Annotated in this window: 18 protein-coding genes, 1 tRNA gene, 2 pseudogenes and 2 riboswitches; of the genes and pseudogenes, 6 read left to right on the top strand and 15 right to left on the bottom strand. The window is 61.4% G+C overall.

The window, feature by feature from the left end; all coding sequences use genetic code 11:
- Positions 1 to 108: 108 nt before the first annotated feature.
- The 8 genes from GNZ12_RS37355 to GNZ12_RS37320 form a co-directional block, all read right to left on the bottom strand.
- Complete coding sequence (locus GNZ12_RS37355; RefSeq protein WP_172317147.1) at positions 109 to 1,836, bottom strand: thiamine pyrophosphate-binding protein; 1,728 nt, start codon at positions 1,834 to 1,836, stop codon at positions 109 to 111.
- A gap of 259 nt (positions 1,837 to 2,095) precedes the next feature.
- Positions 2,096 to 3,484 (bottom strand): L-serine ammonia-lyase, encoded by a 1,389-nt coding sequence (locus GNZ12_RS37350; RefSeq protein WP_172317145.1) that lies wholly within the window; start codon positions 3,482 to 3,484, stop codon positions 2,096 to 2,098.
- A 28-nt stretch (positions 3,485 to 3,512) separates the two neighbouring features.
- Positions 3,513 to 4,643 carry an alginate lyase family protein gene (locus tag GNZ12_RS37345; protein ID WP_172317139.1) on the bottom strand — a complete coding sequence of 377 codons (1,131 nt, stop codon included), beginning with the start codon at positions 4,641 to 4,643 and terminating at the stop codon, positions 3,513 to 3,515.
- A gap of 117 nt (positions 4,644 to 4,760) precedes the next feature.
- Positions 4,761 to 7,691 carry an aminomethyl-transferring glycine dehydrogenase gene (gene gcvP / locus GNZ12_RS37340; protein WP_172317137.1) on the bottom strand — a complete coding sequence of 977 codons (2,931 nt, stop codon included), beginning with the start codon at positions 7,689 to 7,691 and terminating at the stop codon, positions 4,761 to 4,763.
- Positions 7,692 to 7,785: 94 nt separating this feature from the next.
- A complete protein-coding gene (gene gcvH, locus GNZ12_RS37335; protein WP_172317135.1) occupies positions 7,786 to 8,166 on the bottom strand; it encodes a glycine cleavage system protein GcvH in 381 nt (126 codons plus the stop codon).
- A 63-nt stretch (positions 8,167 to 8,229) separates the two neighbouring features.
- Entirely contained in the window at positions 8,230 to 9,348 is a 1,119-nt protein-coding gene (gene gcvT, locus GNZ12_RS37330; RefSeq protein WP_172317133.1) for a glycine cleavage system aminomethyltransferase GcvT, read from the bottom strand.
- 81 nt (positions 9,349 to 9,429) lie between these two features.
- Positions 9,430 to 9,581: riboswitch (glycine riboswitch) on the bottom strand.
- Positions 9,582 to 9,615: 34 nt separating this feature from the next.
- Positions 9,616 to 9,716: riboswitch (glycine riboswitch) on the bottom strand.
- Between the two features lie 143 nt (positions 9,717 to 9,859).
- Positions 9,860 to 10,219 (bottom strand): hypothetical protein, encoded by a 360-nt coding sequence (locus GNZ12_RS37325; RefSeq protein WP_172317131.1) that lies wholly within the window; start codon positions 10,217 to 10,219, stop codon positions 9,860 to 9,862.
- 202 nt (positions 10,220 to 10,421) lie between these two features.
- Entirely contained in the window at positions 10,422 to 11,471 is a 1,050-nt protein-coding gene (locus GNZ12_RS37320; RefSeq protein WP_172317129.1) for an oxidoreductase, read from the bottom strand.
- A gap of 414 nt (positions 11,472 to 11,885) precedes the next feature.
- Between GNZ12_RS37320 and GNZ12_RS37315 the strand changes: the two genes are divergently transcribed.
- Positions 11,886 to 13,976 carry a UvrD-helicase domain-containing protein gene (locus GNZ12_RS37315; protein WP_172317127.1) on the top strand — a complete coding sequence of 697 codons (2,091 nt, stop codon included), beginning with the start codon at positions 11,886 to 11,888 and terminating at the stop codon, positions 13,974 to 13,976.
- Positions 13,977 to 14,046: 70 nt separating this feature from the next.
- Here GNZ12_RS37315 and GNZ12_RS37310 read toward each other — a convergent pair whose 3' ends face one another.
- Positions 14,047 to 14,946: a c-type cytochrome gene (locus tag GNZ12_RS37310; protein ID WP_172317125.1), complete on the bottom strand. Its 900-nt coding sequence runs from the start codon at positions 14,944 to 14,946 to the stop codon at positions 14,047 to 14,049.
- Positions 14,947 to 15,242: 296 nt separating this feature from the next.
- Here GNZ12_RS37310 and GNZ12_RS37305 point away from each other — a divergent pair.
- Positions 15,243 to 15,318, top strand: a tRNA-Arg gene (locus tag GNZ12_RS37305).
- A 65-nt stretch (positions 15,319 to 15,383) separates the two neighbouring features.
- Here the strand turns inward: GNZ12_RS37305 and GNZ12_RS37300 are convergent.
- Positions 15,384 to 15,713 (bottom strand): annotated as a pseudogene (locus tag GNZ12_RS37300) (tyrosine-type recombinase/integrase); the annotation flags it as partial.
- A 74-nt stretch (positions 15,714 to 15,787) separates the two neighbouring features.
- On the opposite strand from GNZ12_RS37300, the gene GNZ12_RS37295 reads away from it, so the two are divergent.
- Entirely contained in the window at positions 15,788 to 16,723 is a 936-nt protein-coding gene (locus GNZ12_RS37295) for a phage portal protein (RefSeq protein ID WP_235994009.1), read from the top strand.
- 258 nt (positions 16,724 to 16,981) lie between these two features.
- Here GNZ12_RS37295 and GNZ12_RS45410 read toward each other — a convergent pair whose 3' ends face one another.
- The 3 genes and pseudogenes from GNZ12_RS45410 to GNZ12_RS37280 form a co-directional block, all read right to left on the bottom strand.
- Complete coding sequence (locus GNZ12_RS45410; protein WP_328806121.1) at positions 16,982 to 17,869, bottom strand: phosphotransferase; 888 nt, start codon at positions 17,867 to 17,869, stop codon at positions 16,982 to 16,984.
- Between the two features lie 248 nt (positions 17,870 to 18,117).
- Positions 18,118 to 18,405, bottom strand: a pseudogene (locus tag GNZ12_RS45675) (response regulator); the annotation flags it as partial.
- Positions 18,402 to 18,941: a sensor histidine kinase gene (locus tag GNZ12_RS37280; RefSeq protein ID WP_172317119.1), complete on the bottom strand. Its 540-nt coding sequence runs from the start codon at positions 18,939 to 18,941 to the stop codon at positions 18,402 to 18,404. The pseudogene GNZ12_RS45675 and the gene GNZ12_RS37280, both read right to left, overlap by 4 nt.
- A 138-nt stretch (positions 18,942 to 19,079) precedes the next feature.
- Between GNZ12_RS37280 and GNZ12_RS37275 the strand changes: the two genes are divergently transcribed.
- The 3 genes from GNZ12_RS37275 to GNZ12_RS37265 all read left to right on the top strand — a co-directional run bounded on the left by GNZ12_RS37275 (position 19,080) and on the right by GNZ12_RS37265 (position 21,897).
- On the top strand, positions 19,080 to 19,427 hold the full coding sequence (locus tag GNZ12_RS37275; protein ID WP_216673510.1) for a group II intron maturase-specific domain-containing protein: 348 nt from the start codon (positions 19,080 to 19,082) through the stop codon (positions 19,425 to 19,427).
- Positions 19,428 to 19,859: 432 nt separating this feature from the next.
- On the top strand, positions 19,860 to 21,116 hold the full coding sequence (locus GNZ12_RS37270) for an IS110 family RNA-guided transposase (protein ID WP_172317117.1): 1,257 nt from the start codon (positions 19,860 to 19,862) through the stop codon (positions 21,114 to 21,116).
- A 493-nt stretch (positions 21,117 to 21,609) separates the two neighbouring features.
- A complete protein-coding gene (locus GNZ12_RS37265) occupies positions 21,610 to 21,897 on the top strand; it encodes a DUF1330 domain-containing protein (RefSeq protein WP_172317115.1) in 288 nt (95 codons plus the stop codon).
- A 397-nt stretch (positions 21,898 to 22,294) separates the two neighbouring features.
- Here the strand turns inward: GNZ12_RS37265 and GNZ12_RS37260 are convergent, their stop codons facing one another.
- Together GNZ12_RS37260 and GNZ12_RS37255 are read right to left on the bottom strand one after the other, a co-directional pair.
- Entirely contained in the window at positions 22,295 to 23,317 is a 1,023-nt protein-coding gene (locus tag GNZ12_RS37260) for an SWIM zinc finger family protein (RefSeq protein ID WP_172317113.1), read from the bottom strand.
- 18 nt (positions 23,318 to 23,335) lie between these two features.
- Positions 23,336 to 24,048 (bottom strand): DEAD/DEAH box helicase (locus GNZ12_RS37255; RefSeq protein ID WP_172317143.1); only part of this gene is annotated, 713 nt, incomplete at its 5' end.

Below are 24,048 nucleotides of genomic sequence, written 5' to 3'. Positions count from 1 at the left end.
TACTGGTTTTGACGCGGCGCTCGATGCAAAAAAGCCCTGCAGTTCTTTTGAGCCGCAGGGCTTTTTCTTTGGTGCTTCGCTATGCGTGCCGGTCGCAACGCAACTTCATTATTCCCCTCGCAACTTCCTCCCCTGCTCCCGAATCTGTTCCAACGTCGCGCCCGGCGTGCTTGCCTCCTGCGGCATGCGAATCTCGATCACCGCTGCACGCTTGGCTTCCATCGAACGCTGCAACGCCGGCAGAAAATCTTCAGTCCGCTCCACTGTCTCTCCGTGTGCGCCGAACGACCTCGCGAATGCCGCAAAGTCCGGATTCGTGAGACCCGTGCCATGCACACGATTCGGATAGTGCCGTTCCTGATGCATCCGGATCGTGCCGAAGTGGCTGTTATTCACGACGATAAAAATCACATGCAGGTCGTACTGCATCGCCGTCGCGAGTTCTTGCGCGGACATCATGAAACAGCCGTCACCGGCGAGCGCGACCACCGCGCGTTGCGGATACATCGACTTCGCCGCGATCGCCGCCGGTACACCGTAGCCCATTGCGCCGCTGGTCGGCGCAAGTTGCGAGCGGAAATGCCGATAAGAGAAATGCCGATGCAGCCACGTTGCGTAGTTGCCCGCACCGTTTGTGAGGATCGCGTCTTCCGGTAGATGCGCGCGCAACTGCTGGATTACTTCGCCCATTTGCACGTCGCCAGGAATCTGACGTGGTTTGCGCCACTCGAGATACGCTTGATGCGCTTCCTCCGCCGCACCGGCCCATGCGGGCTTGCCGGAAGACGGCTTTAGCGCCGCAAGCAGTGCTGCCAGCTCGGGCATCCCAGAGACAATCGGCAGATCCGCCGCATACACGCGCCCGAGTTCTTCCGCGCCTTGATGCACATGCACCAGCGTCTGCTTGGTCTTCGGAATGTCGAGTAGCGTGTAGCCGTTTGTCGTTGCTTCGCCTAGCCGTGGGCCGAGCGTGAGTAGCAGGTCCGCATCGCGGATGCGTTGAGCAAGCGCTGGGTTGATGCCGAGGCCGACGTCGCCCGCATAGTTCGGATGTTCGTTGTCGAGCGTGTCCTGAAAGCGGAACGCGAGGCCAATCGGCAATTGCCAATTTTCAATGAAGCGTTGGAGATCGGCACATGCTGCAGGCGTCCAACCGCTGCCGCCGGCGATCACCATTGGCCGTTGCGCGCCTTCCAGCAATTGACGCAGTTCTTCCATCTGCGCGGCAGATGGCGACGCTGCCACACGCTTATACGTAGGTGCACCGGCGACGGCTTCACACGCGTCGCTCAACACATCTTCCGGCAACGACAACACGACTGGCCCCGGACGTCCCGACGTTGCCGTGTGAAACGCATGGCTCAGATATTCGGGAATGCGCTTCGGATCGTCAATCTGCGCGACCCATTTGGCCATCTGCCCGAACATGCGCCGGTAGTCGATTTCTTGGAAGGCCTCGCGATCGAGATGCTCACGTGCGCATTGGCCGATCAGCAGGATCATCGGCGTCGAATCCTGAAACGCGGTGTGCACGCCGATTGACGCATGCGTCGCACCGGGTCCGCGCGTGACGATCGCAACACCCGGGCGGCCGGTCAATTTGCCGACTGCTTCGGCCATGTTTGCTGCGGCCGCTTCGTGACGACAGACGATGGTCTGAATGCGTTCGGTCTCGTCGTGCAGCGAATCGAGTACGGCGAGAAAGCTCTCACCAGGAACACAGAAAACACGTTCGACGCCGTGCGTCAGCAAGGCATCAACGACGAGACGCGCGCCGGTGGTTTGGGCGGCGGCGCTGGAAAGGGAAGCGGAAACGGGAGCATTCGGCTGCGACATTGCGATGAAGCCTCCAGACAGTGCGTTATTACGTGGGTGCGGTCGTGGTGTTCTGAGTTCGGCTGAGGCCGCGTCGGCGAACGGACCGATGGGCGCGCCCACAGCTTACGCCGATGCCGCAGGCCGTGTCACGGCGCAGCGCAACCGCGCGCAGGGGCGTCGATGCTGGGAAACAAGCGCAGAAACGAACAGGGCACAAAAAACGCGGGCCGAAGCCCGCGTCATTATCTGCATAACCTGCCGCACAAATCCTGCGCCCTCAACACTCCACAATATTCACCGCCAACCCGCCGCGCGAGGTTTCCTTGTACTTGGTCTTCATATCCGCGCCGGTCTGCATCATCGTTTTGATCACCGAGTCCAGCGACACGTAATGGGTGCCGTCACCGCGTAGCGCCATTCGCGCGGCATTGACGGCCTTCACCGAGCCCATCGCATTGCGCTCGATACACGGAATCTGCACCATCCCGCCGACCGGGTCGCAGGTCAGCCCGAGGTTATGCTCCATGCCGATCTCGGCCGCGTTCTCGACTTGCGCAGGCGTGCCGCCCATCACCGCCGCGAGCGCACCCGCGGCCATCGAACAGGCCACGCCGACCTCGCCCTGGCACCCCACTTCCGCGCCCGAAATCGACGCGTTCAGCTTGTACAGAATGCCGATGGCCGCGGCCGTCAGCAGGAAGTCGATCACGCCTTGCTCGTTCGAGCCCGGCATGAAGCGCGTGTAGTAATGCAGCACGGCGGGAATGATGCCGGCCGCGCCATTGGTCGGGGCCGTGACCACGCGCCCGCCCGCCGCGTTTTCTTCATTCACGGCGATGGCGTAGAGATTGATCCAGTCGACCATCGACAGTGGGTCGCGCAGCGCCAGCTCAGGATTGCCCGACAACGCGCGATACAACTGCGGCGCACGGCGCTTCACCTGGAACGGACCGGGCAACGTACCATCGGCATCCGGATTGTTGATGCCGCAACCGCGCGCCACGCACGATTGCATCACGTTCCAGATCTTCAGCAAGCCCGTACGCGTCTCTTCTTCCGTATGCCAGACGCGCTCGTTTTCCCACATCAACTGCGCGATGCTCTTACCGGTCGAGTCGCACAGCGCGAGCAATTCGTTGCCGCTGCGGAACGAATGCGGCAATTGTTCGACGGCGCTTAGCACCTTCGTGTTCGGCGCGCCCGCCGTCACCACAAAACCGCCGCCCACCGACAGATACGTCGACTCGCGCAGCGTCTCGCCCTGCGCATCAAACGCACGCAGCTTCAGGCCGTTCGGATGCTCCGACAGCGCCTGGCGATAAAACGAAATGTGATCTTTCTGGACGAACGGCACGTCGTGCGTGCCGAGCAAGGCGAGCTTGCGCGACGCCTTCACCGCTTCCAGACGCTGCGCGATCGTGTCCGGATCGACCGTGTCAGGCGCATCGCCCATCAAGCCGAGCATCACGCCGCGATCGGTGCCGTGCCCCTTGCCGGTCGCACCGAGCGAGCCGTACAAATCCACTTTCACCGATGCCGTCGCCTCAAGGAGCCCATCGCGTTCGAGCCCTTGCGCGAACATCAGCGCCGCACGCATCGGCCCGACCGTATGCGAACTGGACGGACCAATGCCGATTTTGAAGAGGTCAAACACGCTAACTGCCATTTACTGCTCCCTGCTGATAAAAGTAAGTTTAGCGCGCCGGCAGCGGTAAACACACGGCGAGCCACGCGGGCGGCGTCGGTGCGAGCTGCAGCGCGATCGGCGTATAGCGTCCATCGAGACGCGCCGCCAGGTGAAACAGTTCTGTCGCGTTTTTCGGATCCCATTGACCCGAATAGCCGGGCAAACCGGCCTCGCGACGTTTGGCATCGAACGGAACGCTCGAATGCGCGAATTCTTCATGCGTCCTGCTGCCGTCCGCATACGGCGTGAGCCAGTTCAGTGCGGCTTGCAGCGACGCGCCGTTTGCCCCCTTCTCCGGCAACCAGTTGCGGTTGTGGCGGCGCGCGGCGAGCGCGGCGGTCACGAGCGGCTGCAGGTCGTAGGTGACGTAATGCAATGCATCGCGCTCGGCGAAGTCCACCGTTGAGCCGTCCGGCGCGATGTTGTCGCCGATATGCTCGTCGAACAAACGCTGCGCCGCGTTGATCATCTTGCGGTTATCGAGCGTGAACGCGGCCATCGCGATCAGCTTGATCCGGTGGCTTTGCCAATTGTTCTTGAACGTGCCCTTGAGCGGCCGTGGCTGCGCGTCGATCTGCTCGATATAGCCGCTCGCGAGCTTGGTCAGGAACGCCATCGATGCGTTGCGCGTTTTCACCGGCAGCGCGCTCGCGGTCATGTCATAGGCGAGGATCAGGCCTTCGAAATGGGTTTCGTCGATCGGATTGAAACTGGGTTGATAAGTCGTGACCCACGCATACAGCAGGCGGTCGACCAGCTTCAGATACCGGTCCTCGCTGGTCGCGCGCCAGGCGAGCGCGGCGTCGCGCAGCAGATCGAGATCCTTCTCCGCCTCGACGCTTTGATCGTAGATGCCCTCGTGCGGCAACGTGCCTTCGGTATGCAATTTCGCCACCGCATGCGGCGGGTCGTTCAGATGCGCCTGCACATTGCTCACCAGTGCTTTGACGCCCGGATCGGAATTCGTGCGCTCGCTGGTTTGCAGCGCGGGCGCTGCACAAAAATTCATCGCGGCTTGCGCCTGCCGCAGCGGCAGCAGCACCGCTGCGCCTGCCAACAACAGTGTGCAAGCCTGCTGCCACGTCTGGGCTCGCCTTGCTTCGGTCCGGCTTTGCATCCATCGCACCTTTCGCGCCATGCGAAACTCCTCGTTAGGCTGATTCGGTGTGTGATGTTAGCCGTTTGCAGTGACAAGCGACAGAACCGCGCAACGCCTGCTTACAACCTTCAGGCGATGCGCGGTTGGCGGCCACGCTTACTCGTAGTCGGCGATCGGCACGCAGGAGCAGAACAGATTGCGGTCGCCGTACACGTTGTCCGCACGGCCGACCGGCGGCCAGTACTTCTTCGCGATCAACGTGGGCAGCGGATACGCCGCGGTTTCGCGCGCATAGGCGTGCTTCCAGTCGTTGGCGATGACCACCGCCGCCGTATGCGGCGCGTGCTTCAGCGGATTGTCTTCGCGATCCGAGCGGCCTTCTTCCACGGCGCGAATTTCCTCGCGGATCGCGATCATCGCTTCGATGAAGCGGTCGAGCTCTTCCTTCGATTCCGATTCGGTCGGCTCGACCATCAGCGTGCCCGGCACCGGGAAGCTCATGGTCGGTGCGTGGAAGCCGTAGTCGGCGAGACGCTTGGCGACGTCGTCGACGGTGATGCCGCTGGTTTCCTTGATCGGACGCAGATCGAGAATGCACTCGTGCGCAACCAGTCCGCCTGGGCCCGAGTACAGCACCGGGTAATGCGGCGCGAGTTTGTTCGCGACGTAGTTCGCGTTGAGAATCGCGGTTTCGGTGGCAGCCGTGAGGTTCTTCGCGCCCATCATCGCGATGTACATCCACGAAATCGGCAGGATCGACGCGGAACCGTACGGTGCGCCCGACACGGCGCCGATACCGTTCGGCGTGCGTTCATAGCCCGACGAAATCTGATTCGGCAGGAATTGCGCGAGATGCGCGCCGACCGCGACCGGACCAACGCCCGGTCCGCCGCCGCCGTGCGGAATGCAGAAGGTCTTGTGCAGATTCAGGTGCGAGACGTCGCCGCCGAACTGGCCCGGCGCACACAGGCCGACCATCGCGTTCATGTTCGCGCCGTCGACGTAGACCTGGCCGCCGTGCGCATGCACGATCTCGCAGATTTCGCGGACGTTCGATTCGAACACGCCGTGTGTGGACGGGTACGTGATCATGATCGCCGCGAGCTTGTCGGCGTGCTGATCGGCCTTCTTCTGCAGATCGGCGATATCGACGTTGCCTTGCGCGTCGCAAGCGACGACGACGACCTGCATGCCGGCCATTTGCGCCGACGCCGGGTTCGTGCCGTGCGCCGAAGCGGGAATCAGGCAGACATTGCGGTGGCCTTCGCCGCGCGATGCGTGGTACGCGTGAATGATCAAGAGACCCGCGTATTCACCTTGCGAGCCGGCATTCGGCTGCAGCGACACGGCTGCGTAGCCGGTGGCCGCGACCAGCATCTGTTCGAGCTGATCGATCATTTCGCGGTAGCCGACCGTTTGCTCAGCCGGAGCAAACGGGTGAATCTGACCGAATTCGGGCCACGTGACCGGCAGCATTTCCGAGGTCGCGTTCAGCTTCATGGTGCAGGAGCCGAGCGGGATCATCGAGCGGTCGAGTGCCAGATCCTTGTCGGAGAGGCTGCGCAGGTAGCGCAGCATTTCCGTTTCCGAATGGTGGCGGTTGAACACGTGGTGCGTGAGGTACGCGCTGGTGCGTTCGAGCGCGGCGGGCACGCTGTTCTCGGCGGGGAGTTCTGCGTCGAGGGCGTCGATTTGCGGGACTTCTTCGACAAATGCCGCTTGCGCAAATGCCGCGAGCAGATCGGCCAGATCGCTGCGCTTGGTGGTTTCGTCGATCGAGATGCCGACGCGCGTGTCGCTCACGCGGCGCAGATTGATGCGCTTGGCCGTCGCCGCGTCATGCAGCGCCTGGGTGCGTGAGCCGGTTTCGAACGTGAGCGTGTCGAAGAATGTGTCGTTGACGAGCGTGTAACCGAGCTTCTTCGCGCCGGCTGCGAGCAGCGCCGCGATACGGTTCACGCGCAGCGCGATCGTCTTCAGACCATGCGGGCCGTGGTAGACGGCGTACATGCTGGCCATGATCGCGAGCAGCGCTTGCGCGGTACACACGTTCGAGGTCGCCTTTTCGCGGCGGATATGTTGTTCGCGCGTTTGCAGAGCCAGACGCAACGCCGGATTGCCTTGGGCATCGACGGTCACGCCGACCAGACGGCCCGGCATCTGGCGCTTGAATTCGTCGCGCACAGCGAGGTAAGCCGCGTGCGGGCCGCCGAAACCAACCGGCACGCCGAAACGCTGCGTGTTGCCGACGGCCACGTCCGCACCCCATTCGCCCGGCGGCGTGAGCACGGTCAGCGCGAGCAGGTCGGCGGCGACCACCACGTGGCCGCCCGCTGCGTGGATGGCATCAGCAAGTGCGCGGTAGTCGCGCACATCGCCGTTCACGCCCGGGTATTGCAACAGCACGCCGAACGCATTCGCGTTCGCCGCATCCGCTGCCGGGCCGACTTTTACTTCGATGCCGACCGGCGTGGCGCGCGTCTTCACCACTTCGATGGTTTGCGGCAGCACGTCGTCGGCGACGTAGAACACGTTCGACTTCGGCTTGCCGATGCGTTGCAGCAGCGTCATCGCTTCGGCGGCAGCGGTTGCTTCGTCGAGCAGCGAGGCGTTCGAGATCGCCAGACCGGTGAGGTCGACGATCATCTGCTGGAAGTTCAGCAGCGCCTCCAGACGGCCCTGCGAGATTTCCGGCTGATACGGCGTGTAGGCGGTGTACCACGCCGGATTTTCCAGCACGTTACGCAGGATCACCGTCGGCGTGTGCGCGTTGTAATAACCCTGCCCGATGTACGAGCGGAACACCTGGTTCTTGTCCGCCAGCTCACGCAGTGCGGCGAGCGCTTCGGCTTCGCTCTTCGGCTGGGCGAAGGGGCCGAGCGGCAGCGTTTCGGTGCGGCGGATCGTCTTCGGAATGACGGCGTCGATCAGCGCGGCGCGCGACGCGAAGCCGAGGGCTTCGAGCATCGCATGCTGGTCGGCCGAATCCGGGCCGATGTGCCGTTCAGCGAAGGCATCATGCACTTCGAGCGCGGCGAGCGAGAGAGGAGTGCGGTTCATCAGACGATCCGGGTGTTCGAGCTTCATGAGGTGTTCCTGCCGGTGCGGGCGTCCGTTCGACGGTTGAATCGGACGCGCCGCGCCTGTCGGGTTTAAACGTAATGGTGCAACGTGCGGTGAATCAGGCGCCGATCGCCTTCGAGTACGCGTCCGCGTCGATCAGGCGGTCAAGCGATGCGCCCGCGGCCGGCTTGATCTTGAAGAGCCAGTTCTCGTACGGTGCGCTGTTGACGCCGTCCGGCGTGTCGGCGACGGCCGGGTTCGCTTCGATGATTTCGCCCGAAACCGGCGCGTAGATATCGGAAGCGGCTTTTACCGATTCGATCACGGCGACGGTGTCGCCAGCGTCGACGGTCTTGCCCAGTTCCTGGACTTCGAAGAAGACGATATCGCCGAGCGCTTCCTGCGCGTGGTCGGTGATGCCGACCGTCAGCGTGCCGTCCGCTTCGGTGCGGACCCACTCGTGCGATTCGGTGTATTTCAGATCGGCCGGGATGCTCATCGGATGCTCCTATGCGGTGTTATTCGGTATGAACTTAAAAAGGTAAACGCACGCGCCGGCTGCTTAAACTGCGAGCACTTTGCCGTTGCGTACGAACGGCAGTTTTACCACGCTTGCGGGTACGTTTTTGTCACGAATCTGGACGTGAACGGTGTCGCCTGGCTGCACGCCTTTCGGCACGCGCGCGAAGGCGATCGATTCCTGCATCGTGGGGGAAAAAGTGCCGCTGGTGATTTCGCCTTCGCCCTGCGGCGTGACGACTTTCTGGTGAGCACGCAGCACGCCTGCCGCCTTGCCGTTTTCCTTCAGCAGGATCAGACCGACGAACGAGGCCTGTGAGCCATCGGCTTCGAGCTTGCTTTTGCCGACGAAGTCGCGGGGCGAGGTCAGATCGACGGTCCAGGCGAGGCCGGCGTCGAGCGGCGAGACGTTGTCGTCCATATCCTGGCCGTACAGGTTCATGCCGGCTTCGAGACGCAGCGTGTCGCGCGCGCCGAGACCGGCGGGGCGCACGCCTTGACGTACCAATGCGTCCCAGAACTCGCAGACGGACGTTGCGGGCAGGACGATTTCGAAGCCGTCTTCGCCGGTGTAGCCGGTGCGGGCAATCATCAATTCGCCAAACGGCGTGTTGTCGACGATCGCGGCGTTAAACGGCTTAAGGAGTTCGGTCGAGGTGCGGCTGGACGGCGCGACTTGCCAGACCTTATCGCGGGCGTTCGGGCCCTGCACGGCGACGATCGCCAGATCGCGGCGCGGCGTGATGGTCAGGCCGTAGCTGCCTTCGGCGTTGAGCTTGCTGAACCAGGCGACGTCTTTCTCGGCGGTACCGGCGTTGACGACCAGGCGGAAGTGCGTCTCGCTGAAGTAGTAGACGATCAGATCGTCGATCACGCCGCCATTCGGGTTCAGCAGACAGGAGTAGAGCGCGCGGCCCGGCGTTTGCAGCTTGCCGACATTGTTGGCAAGCGCATGTTCGAAAAAGGGCCGCACGCGTTCGCCGGTGAAATCGACGACGCACATGTGCGAGACGTCGAACATGCCGGCGTCGGTGCGCACGGCGCGGTGTTCGTCGATCTGCGAGCCGTAGTTGACGGGCATGTCCCAGCCGCCGAAATCGACCATGCGGGCGTTAAGCGCACGATGGGTGGCGTTGAGCGGGGTGTGTTTGAGTTCGGTCATGGGGCCTCAGGCGTCTCGCGAAACAAAAAAGGCCATGCGGCACTACGCCTCGCGGCCTGCTGGCTGCGAGCGATTGCGTTGCATGACCCCTCTGTCCTCGATACCTGAGAGATTGCGCTGCCGTGCGATGTTGAAGCCGTGATCGCCACGGTGAAGCGCGCGCCCCTTCGGTGGGCAGCCTGCCAAAGTCTGCTCAATGCAGACGGCTACTGCCGCTCTCCAGAGTGCGAAAAACCGATGCCCTGATGTTGCCTGGGCGCGGGTTTTTCGACGCAGTCGGTCCTTTTGCCTGAGAGTTTGCGGGTGTGCCCCTTCGGCGGCGCGGCCTGCGATTCTCTGCGGCCAGCACGCTCTCCCGACGCGTGCGGCGAATGTACGCGAGGGCCGGGGGCTTGTCAAATAAAGGCCCGCAAGGGGCGCGGGGGTTGGCGCTGCGGGCTCGCGAAAGTTAAAAAAAAAGCGCGGGACGTGATGCCCGCGCTTCTTTGCTGCAGTGCCTGAACCGGCGCGGTTATTCGCCGATGGCGTGTGCCGCGTTGTCCAGTTCCTGGTTCAGCACGCGCTGTTCGTCGCCGGACAGGCCGCCGCCGTGTTGCGCTGCCATGTCGTGCGCTTCCTGACGGATCACGTCGAGGCGGTGATGCAACGCGCCGCCTTGCGGGGGCGGGTAGTAGCCTTGGTTGACGTGCGCGTCAATGCGGCGGCTCAGGTTGTCGATACGGCCGTCGACCTGATGGAGGCGCTCATCCGCGATTTGCTGCGGGTTAGGACGCGGTGCCGGTGCCGGCGCGGGTTGCTGGGGGGCCACCACGCAGGCGGCCAGGGAGCTGAGCAATGCGCATGCTGCTACTGCGCGGGCGATACGGGGCATGGACTCTCCGGAAGTCGTTGTCATTTTGTGGTGCTACTGGGGTAGCAACGGATTATCCGGGATTCGCGCTGACCAGGGAGGCGGAGTTATTTGTAACGTTATGTTCCTTTCGGGCTTGTCAGGACTTTTTCCCTTTGGCGGCGGCATGGTCGGTGTGCTACCGCCAAAGGGCGCCCAAAGCGCTCCGTAGCGGAGGGAAAAGTCAGCGAATACGCTCAAACGGAAGCCGGGTACCTTCCTCGGAACTCCGGGCAGCAAGCTGGATAATCGTCATCACGTCGACCGCATCCTGAGCGCTGACCGGGAATTTCACGCCATTCTGAATGGTGTCCGCCAGCGCAATATAAAAGCCAACATACTCCCCGTTACGCGTAGGCACCGCCCGCTCGACTTCCTGATCGCCTTCGAGCACACGCACTACCCCCGCCGTATTGTCGGCGCCGAACCCCTCGTCGCCAGGCCGCAAGCCCGCTTTCAACTGATCTTCCTGCGTATCGAGCCCGTATTTCACGTAGCTCCCCTGCGTGCCGTGAATCGCAAACCTCGGCGCGACTAGCGCAGTCAACGCGCTGGCATGCAACACCACTTCGAACTCGCCGTACCCTAGTTGAATATGCACGTAGTCCGGCGCGCTGGCCTGCTCGCGATGGGTCCGAACCGTCGCGGATACGGTCTGCGGTGCGCCGAACAACGCCAACGCCTGATCGATCAGGTGCGGTCCAAGGTCGAGCAGCAGACCGCCGCCGCGCGAAGTCTCTTCGCGCCACCGCTGCCGAACCTCCGGGCGGAAACGGTCGAAATGCGATTCGTATTGCGTGATGCGGCCCAATTCTCTGCTGGCCAGCAGATCCCGCACGGTCAGAAAGTCACCGTCCCAGCGGCGGTTGTGAAAGGGCACGAACCGCTTGCCCCGGGCGAGTGCAATGTTGGCAAGCGTGTGGGCATCCGCGGCAGTCAGGGTAACCGGCTTGTCGACCACCACGTGCTTGCCCGCCTCCAGGGCGCGGCGCGCCAGGTCGAAGTGCGTGTCATTGGGCGTCGCGATCACGACGCACTCGACTTCTTCGAGCGCCAGCAGCGCGTCGAGATCGGCCACCACCTTCGCGTGCGGGTAATCGGCCAGCGCGTGCTCGGGCTGACTCGTCGCGATGGCCGCGATGCTCGCTCGCCCGCAGTGCTCGATCACCGGCGCATGAAAGGTCGCGCCAGCAAAACCGTAACCCATCAATCCAATCTTCAGCGATGCGGACATGCGTGTCTTCCTGCAAAAACGGCGCGCCGCTTTGCCACTGCGGCGACGGCGCGCAACACTGTAATTGTGGCATGTCCCGAAGGCGGGCTGTCAGCATTGGTGCGGAGGCTGTCAGTGACAGTCTGCCAGGGTGTCGGGCGCAGCCGTTCGTTGAGACGACCCGCGCCGGCCTTGGCGCGCTCCTTAGCCACGGTGGCGAGCGGCGTCATCGGCCTGGGCATCCGACGCGGTCGTCCGTCGCGGTCATCCGTGTTAACATCGCTCCTCTCGCGCGGGAACGCAGCGAGCCGGAACGCCCTCGCTGCCACGCGAGTTGTCTGTTCCAGCCGCCCGCCCCGTGCAGCATGCCCCCGGGCCTTCGGTCTCGCGATTTCGAACCCAAGCGCCCTCAACCGCATTACCCATCCACAGACGATGTCCGCAGGCCTGAACCCCGCTCAAAATGAAGCGGTCCGTTATCTTGACGGTCCGTGTCTCGTGCTCGCCGGCGCAGGCAGCGGCAAGACGCGCGTGATCACGCAGAAAATCGCCCACCTGATCGAAGCCAAAGGCTTCGAGCCGCGCCACATCGCCGCCGTCACGTTCACGAACAAGGCCGCGTTGGAAATGCGCGAGCGCGTCGGCAAGCTGCTCGAAGGCAAGACGCTCACCACGCCCGGCAAGGAAGGCCGCAAAGTGCCCGTCAACCAGTTGACGGTCTGCACCTTCCACTCGCTCGGCGTGCAGATTCTGCGGCAGGAAGCGGAACACGTCGGCCTGAAGCCGCAGTTCTCGATCATGGATTCCGATGACTGCTTCGGCCTGATCCAGGAACAGGTCGGCTCGACGGACAAGGGCTTCATCCGCAAGATCCAGTCGATCATCTCGCTGTGGAAGAACGGCATGGTCATGCCCGAGCAGGCGATCGCGATCGCCGCGAACGAGGACGAACATCAGGCCGCGATCGTCTACCGTAATTACGTGGCGACGCTGCATGCGTATCAGGCGGTCGATTTCGACGACCTGATCCGTCTGCCTGCCGAACTCTTCGAGAAGAACGAGCAGGTGCGCGACCGCTGGCAGAACAAGCTGCGCTATCTGCTGATCGACGAGTATCAGGACACCAACGCCTGCCAGTACGAACTGGTGAAACTGCTGGCCGGCAAGCGCGCGGCGTTCACGGCGGTCGGCGACGACGATCAGGCGATCTATGGCTGGCGCGGCGCAACGCTCGAAAATCTCGGGCAGCTCAGCAAGGATTTTCCGAAGCTGCATCTGATCAAGCTCGAGCAGAACTACCGTTCGACGGTGCGCATTCTGACCGCCGCGAACAACGTGATCGCGAACAACCCGAAGCTGTTCGAAAAGAAGCTCTGGTCCGAACACGGCATGGGCGACACGATCACCGTCACACCTTGCAACGACGAAGAGCACGAGGCCGAGTCTGTTGTGTTCCGCCTGTCCGCGCACAAATTCGAGCGGCGCGCGAATTTCCGCGACTACGCGATTTTGTACCGCGGCAACTTTCAGGCGCGCATCTTCGAACAGGTGCTGCGTCGTGAACGGATTCCGTATGTGCTGTCGGGCGGGCAGTCGTTCTTCGACAAAGCCGAGATCAAGGATATCTGCGCGTATTTGCGCCTGATCGCCAACGCGAACGACGACCCGGCGTTCATCCGCGCGATCACCACACCGCGCCGCGGCGTCGGCAATACGACGCTCGAAGCGCTCGGCTCGTTTGCGGGCCAGGCGAAGGTGTCGCTGTTCGAAGCGGTGTATATGGGCGGCATCGAGGCGCGCCTGTCACCGCGTCAGATTGAACCGATGCGTGTATTTTGCGACTTCATGCAGCGCCTCACCGATCGCGCCGAGAAGGATGCCGCCGGCACGCTGCTCGACGAACTGATGGACGCGATCCACTACGAAGCCTATCTGTACGACGCGTTCGACGAACGTCAGGCGCAGTCCAAGTGGCAGAACGTGCTCGAGTTCATGGAATGGTTGAAGCGCAAAGGCACCAAGGCTGAGCCCGAGGGTTCGGAGAAGAGCGAGGCAACCGGCTACGACACCGCCGACGGCCTCGGCGACACCGGCAAGAGTCTGCTCGGCCTGATCCAGACTGTCGCTCTGATGTCGATGCTCGAAGGCCGCGAAGAAGATCCGGACGCCGTGCGGCTCTCGACGGTGCACGCGTCGAAGGGGCTGGAGTATCCGCACGTGTTTCTGGTGGGCGTCGAAGAAGGCATCATGCCGCACCGCGGCGGCCCGGACGACGAGCCGATCGACGACGCGCGCATCGAGGAAGAGCGTCGTCTGATGTACGTCGCGATCACGCGTGCGCAGCGCAGCCTGCATCTGAACTGGTGCAAGAAGCGCAAGCGCGCACGCGAAACCGTGGTGTGCGAGCCGTCACGCTTCATCCCCGAGATGCTGCTCGACGATGCGCCGCCGCCGACCCCCGAAGAAGCGCCGATGTCACCGAAAGACCGGCTCGCGAGTTTGAAGGCGCTGTTGCAGAAGCCTTGAAGAAAAAATCCCTGCCCGTGTCGCCACGGTGCAGGGATTTTTTTGTTCTGCGACAACCGCCGGGAGCGCCTTACTTCGCCGCGCTGACCATGTAGTCGACGGCGGCCTTCACGTCCGCATCGGAGGCTGTCGAGCCGCCTTTGGGCGGCATCGCCCCCTTGCCGTGCAGTGCGTAGTTGTAGATCGTGTCCATCGGGTCTTTCAGGCGAGGCGCCCACGCGTCCTTGTCGCCGAACTTCGGTGCGTTCAGCACGCCGGCCGCGTGACACGCCTGGCAAACCTGCTGATACAGCGCCTTGCCGGCTTGCGAGGCGTCTGCGCTTTGTGCCCCGCCGGCTGCCGGTGCAGCCGCTTGCGGCACGCTGGCCATGGCTGCCATCGCGGCAGCGGCTTGTGCGGCGCCTGCGTCCGAAGCACCCGCCGGCGCGGCGGCGGCAGCGCCCGAGGCGGCGGCTGCCGCACCCGCTGCCGGTTGCGCCGGTTCAGGGAAACTCCCGCCAGAATTGTTCGCCATGTAGACCACCGCACGGGCGATTTCGAAGTCGCTGTAGTCGTCCGGGCTGGTGCCGCCGCGCGGGGGCATCGCGCCCTTGCCGGTGAGCGCCGTGTGCCACAACGTGTCGAAGCCCTGCGCAATGCGCGGCGCCCAGTCGGCGGTGTTGGTGAATTTCGGCGCGCCTGCCGCACCCGCTGCGTGACAGGCGGAGCAAACGGCCTTGTAGACCTCTTCGCCCGTTTTGTAGACGCGTGGAGCATTGGCGTCGCGAATGTCGACCTGGGCGAGCGGTTTGATGCGCGCGCTGACCTCGGCTTGGGAAAGACTGTCTGTGCCAGCGCCTGTGCGCGTCGAGTTATCGACGTAGATCACTAGCAGAACGATGATGACGATCGGTACCGCAAAACTGGCAATGATCGCGGCAATGAGCTGCCCGGGGGTTTTGATTGGGGCTCCGTGTGGTGCTTCGCTCATGCTTGTCTCGTCTCCGTGGGTATGTGAGCGGTACAGCGTGACGGCAACTTCTTGTTCTTTAATCAGGCACGGACGATTATAGACGCAACATTTCAGCGGCGGCGAGGGGCGCGGCGAGGTGTTCAGCAGGCGTTTACCCGCATCGCGGGGCGCGGCCGGCATTGCCTGGATTGCGGGCAACAGGCGCTCGATCCCGTCATATAGGCCGTCCGGTGGACGGTTTGGCCGAAACCGGGTATCCTTTCGGTCTCGCTTTGGCGTCGCTCCTGTTCAGGTTGCCGCGCTTTCGTGTTGAAGCGCCCGTAGCTCAATGGATAGAGTACTGCCCTCCGAAGGCAGGGGTTGCTGGTTCGATCCCAGCCGGGCGCACCAAGTCTGACAAGGGTTCCAACGGATTCACCCGTTCCCGCTCCCCCCGAATTACACCTAAATTGCACCTACACTGCGGCCAGGTGTAGCTTCGCCGGCACTTCGGTTATCGCATGCACCCACTGCGACAGATGATCGGCCGACAGGTGGGCATAGCGCTGCACCATTTCCATCGTTTCCCATCGTCCCAGCTCCTTCAGCACCTGGATAGGCGTACCGCGCTGCACATGCCAGCTCGCCCACGTATGGCGCAGATCGTGCCAGCGGAAGTCGCGGATGCCGACGCGCTTCAGCGCCTTTTTCCACGCGGCCGTCACGGTCTGGTAGACCGGGCTGCCGTGGTACACAAACACGCTTTCAACATGCTCGGGTTTCCGTTTCTTCGGGAGCTGCCGCCGCACCGCCGACGCCGGCCGCACCGTCGACGGCGCCGAGGGCCGAGGCCTTCACCTTCGGCGACCCCGTGCCGGTGATGGATCGCGCCGAGATTCTGGATTACGTCGAAACCTGGTCGGCCGGAAACTGGTTCGAGCCGCCGGTGTCCTGGTCGGGCCTGGCTAAGACATTCCGCGCCGGTGTCCATCACGGCTCCGCGATCTACTTCAAACGCAACGTGCTATCGGCGACGTTCATTCCGCACAGGTTGCTCACGCGCGAGGTGTTCGATAAGTGGGCGCTCGATTTCCTCACGTTCGGCAATGGGTATCTTGAGCTGCGAAAGAACCGGCTAGGCGGGCCGCTCGCGTTCGAGCGTGCGCCGGCCAAGTACATGCGCCGCGCGGCGGACCTGCAGCGCTTTTATCAGGTCAACGGGTGGCAGGTGTCGCACGAGTTCGCGGCCGGGACCGTGCATCACTTGATGGAGCCGGACATTAACCAGGAGGTGTACGGCTTGCCCGAATATCTCGGCGCGCTGCACGCGGCATGGTTGAACGAGTCGGCGACGCTATTTCGCCGGCGGTATTACGAGAATGGTTCGCATGCGGGTTTCATCCTGTACATGACGGATGCGGCACAGTCGCAAACCGATGTCGACGACATGCGCGCAGCGTTGAAAAACAGCAAGGGGCCGGGCAATTTCCGAAACCTGTTTATGTACGCGCCGAACGGCAAGAAAGACGGCATTCAGCTCATTCCCGTTTCCGAGGTCACGGCGAAAGACGAGTTTTTCAATATCAAGAATGTGACGCGCGACGACTTGCTCGCGGCGCATCGTATCCCGCCGCAGCTCATGGGGATCGTGCCGAGCAATACGGGCGGGTTTGGTGCGGCCGAAACAGCCGCCGAGGTATTCGGGCGTAACGAAATCGAGCCGTTGCAGCGTCGATTCGCGCAGCTTAATGATCGGATCGGCGAGGAGGTGGTGCGCTTCAATCGATACAGCATCAATCCGGCCGTTAAACCATAGGGGCAGGAACGAAAGAAGTTCTGTAAGGGTGGTCGCAACTCCCCATACGTTGATGTGAGAAGGGCATCGCGTCACCGTAAAAGAGGGCTGCCTGCTATGAGAGACTTGTACACGGCAAAACTGAGCTGCGTCCTAAGATAACCGCCGCTGCCGGGCGTCGACAAGAAGCTCCGTTGGATCTTGTCCGTTGTTGTACGCCTCAATTTCTAGCAGCCGAGGTTTCGCTTCTACGAATCACGGTCGCCCTTCATATCAGGGCTACGTACGCTCAAAGGCAACTCGTACCCCTTGCAAAAGTCCTCGGATAAGGTCCTTATCGGTGTCCGGATATTTCGGCTGCCGAACCAGATAAGCGTACGCGACAGCAAGTATTTCACGCTTGCTGACAGACCTTGCATCGGCCCATGTTCGACATGCCTTAACAAACTCCGGCGATGGGCAGTTTTTAAGATAGGTGTTGATGTCCAAAAATACCGAACTGGCAGAATCGCCAGGCCATCCAGATCCTTTCATTGGTCCATCGACGTGGAAAAGGGCGCTTAGCTCTAGCGTTATCGGATCGCGTGTAGCCGGGCCATCGGACATATCCCCGAAGTCGATCAATATGGGCATCGACTTCTGGTCAACCAAAATATTGGCCCCGTGCAAATCTCCGTGCGTACATGACCAGCTCGTCTGCACCATTTGATTTTCGAGAGAACCGATCCAGTCAAAATTTAGTTCACCACGAACGTAAGCAAAATCGGCATCGGAAATCTCGATCCTCCTGATGTCCGAAAAATGCCTGCGTTCTTGACCTCTCGCCCACGGGTCCATCATGCGTTTGAGTTCGTTGATCGTTTCTACGATTCGAGAGCCGTCGTGCAAAATCGAAAACACGTTTTCGTCATATCCGCTTGCCAGTTGATAGAACACCCCAGCGTCCCCTGCGGCCCCCCAGCGCTGAACTCTGACTTTGCGTGGCGTTGCGGCTGGAGGCAGGCGGTTGGCAAATTTGTCGTAACGGGTAGCTTCGTCAAGGACGCTCGACAATTCGCCCAATTTGCACACGACGCTTTGCGTAAGATTTCCTTGTGCGTCTCGGACATGCAGGCGAAAAAAACGGGTGTGCCGGAGAGCACGCCCGAAATACTCGCGACTGTGCATGTCGCACCGTCAATCGAGCGCGCAAAGATCCGTAGAAGTCGGTCGTAAGTGAGGGGCAATTCCAAGCTACCCCTATCTAGTTCGACACCTCGTGTTTGTTCGTATGACTTTATGTAAGAGCCCAACGTCCCCTCGAAGCTCAGGAGGTCTCGCTTACGGCTGAAGTTCACCATTTCGAGTTCTTCCGCGCTGCCCCATATATCGGCTTTCGTCGCCCCCTTGACGAGTTCCTCTATATGTTCGCCGTATTCCCGAGCTGATGAACCGGTCAGGATGAGGATAGGAGTTCCGGGCGATTTCTGTTGAGCCTCTGCTAGCCCGAGCATGCCGTGCGCCGGTTTGTCCGTTGCGTCGACTGCTTGTGCCGGAATACTCATGTCCAGCACCACCAGGTCAAAGAATTCCTTTTGGATCAGTGCGCTTGCCGACTCTGCATCTGTGCGTACAGATATGTATGCGTCCCCGCTCAGCCTTGACGTCATTTCCGATAGGACATCGATGTAATCGGGGTTATCTTCGACAATTAGAACGTTCATTGAGATCTCTGCCACGTAAGAGAAAACTTCGCACCGCCACCGCTTGACGGCTCTAAGCCTATAGTCCCGTCCATCGTTTCCATCGCCTGTTTCGCTATCGCTAGTCCAAACCCAGAGTGACGTGGTTTCGTACTTGTTCCGAGTTCAAACCATAACGTGTCTGTATTCGGTAGACCGATGCCTGAATCGATGACAGATATCCAACAGTCGATGTCAGTTACGCCCCATGAGATCACCACACCTGGAATATTTGGATGTTCTGTATCTAAAGTGCGAGATTTAGCGATTGTTTGGGCCTCTTTTGATGCGTCGACGGCATTACGTAGCCCGTTGCGTAGAGCGAGCTTGAGCAAGCGGGGTACGCCGTAGACTAACAACGGTCTAGTTCCGACCGCCAAGACTTCAACCGCCTGATCAAGCTGTTCCGCGTCTACTGTCTCGTCAACGAATGCTGCGAGATCGAATTGCTCCTGCGATGTTGCTTTGGTTGCCGACTGCAGGTCTTCAATAGCTGCTAAGGTGAGGGCGGTGACCACGCGGCTTCGGGAAGAGTTTGCCAAACTGCAGGTTGAGGTCAATGAAGAGAAGAGCCGCACCGTTAATCTGGACCGCTCAGAGAGCTTCGGCTTTCTGGGATTCGACTTCCGTCGACTCCGCAGCGTACAGAGGGAGGTGTGGCGGGGCACTATACGCCAAAGCTGAAGAAGCGCACGGCGTTATTGCGCAAGCTCAAAGAGGTGTTTCGGCGATACCAGTCGCAGCCGGTAGATCGGGTGGTAGAACTGATCAATCCCGTGTTACGCGGTTGGGTGAATTACTTCGCCGTTGGACATTCGAGCGAGTGCTTCAGCTTCATCAAAGACTGGGTAGAAAAGAAGATCAGGCGCCACATGGGGCGCTCCCGGAATCGACGCGGCTTCGGCTGGAAGCGGTGGAGCAGGCGTTGGCTGTACGAGGAACTGAAGCTGTTCAACGGCTATCGTGTTCGTCGTGCTGCCGCACCGAAAGCGCGCCCAGCATGATAGGTCCCATAAATCTTGACATGAAGCACACAGGAGAGCGTAGTGCCGGAAACCGGCCCGCTGCGTTCGACGTGGCGGGAGCTGGAAACGTGACCATGGTTGCCGGATTGCGGGCCATCGCGAAAGCGGGGGAATCACCACCGGCGCCTACCGGTGCGCGCGCCAGTTCTCGATATAGGTAGTCTGTCCTGCTTTCCGTGATACTGGTCACAGCTGACAGGTAGCTGCCAGCGAAGGCGGAACATGCACCCGTGGGCTACGAATAAGTTCTCGTAATGTACTGACATTTCTAGGGTCAGCTTCGAGTTCACGGGTGCGCCTGCGTCCAAACGAATACTCAGGGTTTGCCGTTGCACCGGCTTGCTATATCGCCTTCGGCGGACGTAGGCATGCATGTTCCTTTGCGTAATCTACTACTTGCAGAGGTCCCACATGTCGCTTCTACCCGAGCAGCCATTCACGGCCTATGTCGGTATCGACTGGGCGGACACGAAGCACGATATCTGCGTTCAGGCACCAGGCTCCCCCCGTCGCGAGTCGAGCTGCATTGCGCACCGGGTGGCGGCCATCGACGAATGGGCAAACGCGCTGCACCGGCGCTTCGGCGGACCGATTGCGGTGGCCCTTGAACTGGCCAAGGGGCCAATCGTGGCGGCGCTTCAGAAGTATGATTTCCTCGTGTTGTTTCCGATCAATCCGGCGACCCTGGCAAAGTATCGTGAGGCATTCCAGCCCAGTGGTGCCAAGAATGATCCGAAAGATGCGGAACTCGCGCTTGACCTCCTGCTGCACCATCCGGAGCGTTTCGGTCCCTTGAGGCCGCAGAGCGCCGCGATGCGGACACTGGTGAGCCTGGTGGAACGGCGCCGGCAGCTGGTTGGCGACCAGACCCGCCTGACCAATCGGCTGTGCGACACGCTCAAGCAGTATTACCCGCAGGCGCTGGAATGGTTCGATGACCGGGGCACGCTGCTGTTCTGCGACTTTCTCGACCGCTGGCCGACGCTGCGCTCGGTCAGGCAGGCCCGCACGGCGACCCTTGAGGCATTCTTCCATGCACACCACTGTCGCAGTGCTAGGCGGATCAGCGCCCGCATCGGATCGATCCGGGAGGCGGCACCGCTGACTGAAGATCCGGCGATCATCGGTCCGTGCAGGCTGCACGTGCTGGCACTGGCTGCACAGCTACGCGCTGTGCTGACCGCAATCGTGCAGTTCGAGCACGAGATCGCCGCGGTAGCGCCCACGCTGCCGGACTATACGCTGTTCAAGAACCTGCCGGGTGCCGGCGCGCAGCTCGCCCCCCGCCTGCTGGCTGCCTTCGGTGAGCAGCGGGAACGGTTCAGGAGTGCTGATGAACTGCAGAAGTACGTGGGTATTGCCCCGGTGACCGAGCGCAGCGGGAAACAGAGCTGGGTTCACTGGCGCCTGCAGTGTCCGAAATTCCTGCGCCAGACCTTCGTGGAATGGGCCGCCCAGACCATTCCACGCTCATTCTGGGCGGGCGCCTACTACCGGCAGCAGCGCGCGAAGGGCAGTTCGCACCACATCGCCGTGAGGGCTCTCGCGTTCAAGTGGATCCGCATTCTGTATCGATGCTGGCAAACGCGTACGCCGTACAACGAGACTGTGTATCTCAACGTGCTCAGGAAACGAGGTTCGCGCCTTCTGGGCACGCTGGGCGCTTAGGTCAAGACCGTGGCCTGTTCTTTTATCTGATTGGGGCAAGCCGCGCAGCGGCGCGTCAGGCCGAAGGCGAAGCTCGCGGGGAGACGGTGGGCAACGATGGAACCGCCGTCAGGCGGCTGTCCACAGCCTCGTGCTGTGGGCAGCGTCGTTGTCCACGGGCGGGCGTGGGATGATCGTCGTAGCGAGATTTAGACGTTAAAGAAAAAAGCTTGACAGACTTCCTCAGGGCATGACCCTACCGATGAGCGGGGTGTGGAAACGGAGTTAGGGCGAGGTTACTCGGGCACCGCCAGACGAAAGGGGCGGCAACAGACAAACCGAACCTACTGCCACCGCGCCACATCTCGATACCGATATGCGTCCGACGCGAGGATCGGGTGGTTCTCTCGCCCAAGCGACGGGTTAGCATCCGCGCCGGCGCTGCGTATCGAGGCCCAATGCGGTTTCATGTCATCATCGTGTGCACCTTCACACCACCGCGGGAGCGCACGTCATGGCGACTTATATTGTCTTCACAAGGGAAAGCACGCAGGATCAAGTTGAGCTCGACATCTACCAGAGCAAGGTGGGCGAGACTTTCAAAGGTCATCCTGTCAAGATTCTCGCTGCCTACGGACCTCAGCAGGTCCTTGAGGGCGACGCGCCAGAGGGCGTCGTGATCGTGGAGTTTCCGTCGACAGCGGCCGCGCGTGCGTGGTACGACAGCCCGGCGTATCAGGAGGTCGCGCAGCACCGATTCAAGGGCGCGCGCTATCGCGCAGTTCTCGTCGAAGGCGTGTGACGAAAGGCGGCGACGCTCGGGCGCGTGCAGCCGATCAACTACTCACGAGTTTCGAGCTACATACGCATCGCATGAGACAGCACCCGGCCATCTTCGGTCGTTCGATCGAGCTCTCAGACGGACATTCGAGCGTCGGCTCCGCCCAGACAACGGACCTTCCGCGACGGTCACGCTCGTCAAGTGATCGGCCATTACGGCTGTTGGCAATGTTCACGAAGCGGTCGTCCAAGTATTGAAAATACCCCCAATCTGGTCTGTGAAATCCTGAACCGGATACGTCCGCTGACGTTCAACATGATCGGGAGACTTCGCCAGACGCCGGGGTTTCCCGATGAGAAGAATTTCATTCATCGACGTCAATCGTCTCCCGAGTCGCCATGCGAGATGAAATCGGAGTTTAGCGAGATTTACTTTTCACCGGTTGAGCACTGGCGCGCTTCCTTGTTGCAGCCTTTTTCGGCGTTGCAGGCGAGGTCGCCACGTTTGCTTTACCGGAAACGACGTCGCTGGATGTTGATTTACGTGGCCCAGCAGATGGCTTGACTGGCAACTTCTTTGTTACCGATTTATTGTCCGTGTCCGCCACAGTCTTCGCGGTCGCAGCTGGCTTCCGGGTTGTCGAGACAGCAGACTTGGCCGCCTTCTTTGCTGTCACCTTGCCTTCCGATGGCTTGGTACGTCCGGCAGCAGTCTTCACCGATGGGTAAGCTTCGGCCATCTCGATGCCAAACACATCGGCCACCAACGCGTCGTCGAGGACCTTGCCGGTAGCCGGGCGTTTTCTCGATTTAGGCAGGCCGGCACCGACCTGACTGACAAGATCATTGGCATCGACCCGCCGCAAGGCGAAAAGGAATTCTGGCTGCTGGTCGAGCCGCGCGCCGACGCCGTAGAGCACGGCAGCAACGTGCTTGCACATCGAAGCCCAGTCCGGGCAGCTGCAATTGAACTTGATTTCCTTCGGCGCTGGGAAAAGACCGGTGCCAGGTTTGCAGATGCGCTCCATCACGGCTGTTGAGAGCTTGCCCTGCAAGAGTTCCACGATCGAATCGATCGACCCCGCGCAATCGGCTCCGATCGCTCGCCATTGCTTTTCAGGACACGTCGTCACGGTCACAGCAACCGTGTAGAGGCTCGAACCCATTACCTGCGCGCGGACTTCGCCGGCCGTAATCTGAAGGTCGATCACGGAACCGTTGCGCACATAGGTACGGCCGCGCGGCAGGCGGTTGGCATAGTCGCTATAGCCTTCCAGATTGTCGCACCATGCCTTGCCCCAGAACGTCTTGGCGATGGCACCGCGATACGACGCGATTGGCGACAGGACCGCACCGGCCTTATTAGCCTTCGCGGCGGCCAGTTCAGCCTTTTTTCTGCGCTCGGCGACCGAGACATAGGGCTTCCATCCCCCGTAACTCATTGCGCTTCCTCTTGACGATCAATTTTCTTGCGCGGCATGAACGTCGAGCTTCACGAGATCGAGCAATTCACGATCGCTCAACTCGGTGAGCAGGAGTTCCGCCCCGCCCTCTAGCACGTCCTTCACCAATTGCTGCTTCGCTTCGATCAACTGGTCGATACGCTCCTCGATCGTGCCACGGCAGATGAACTTATGCACCAGAACGTTCCTCTGCTGGCCGATACGAAACGCACGATCAGTCGCCTGATTTTCCACGGCCGGGTTCCACCACCGGTCATAGTGGATCACATGCGAAGCGGCGGTGAGATTCAGACCCGCCCCGCCGGCCTTGAGCGACAGCACGAAGAAGGGCGTCAGCTCATCTTCCTGGAATTGCTTGACCAATGCGCGGCGCTTGGCTACCGGGGTGCCACCATGGAGCACCAGACCTTCGCGTCCAAAGATTGAACCCAGAAATGCAGCGAGCGGCTCAGTGGTCTCGCGGAACTGGGTGAATACCAGCACCTTTTCCTGCTTGGCGGCAATGACTTCGGCCAGTTGGCGCAGGCGGGCGAACTTGCCGCTGTCTTGCGCCTTCCACGCCGCGTCGCCCAACCATTGCGACGGATGGTTGCATATCTGTTTGAAGCGCATCAGGAAGCTCAACACTACACCCTTGCGACCGATACCTTCGGCGTCGTCAAGCGCGGCGGCCAGATCCTTAACCGCACGCTGATAAAGTGCTGCCTGGC

It is taken from the genome of Paraburkholderia solitsugae, from assembly GCF_013177695.1.
In the GTDB taxonomy this organism is placed as follows: Bacteria; Pseudomonadota; Gammaproteobacteria; order Burkholderiales; family Burkholderiaceae; genus Paraburkholderia; species Paraburkholderia solitsugae.
This window is presented reverse-complemented; position numbering and strand designations above follow the sequence as displayed.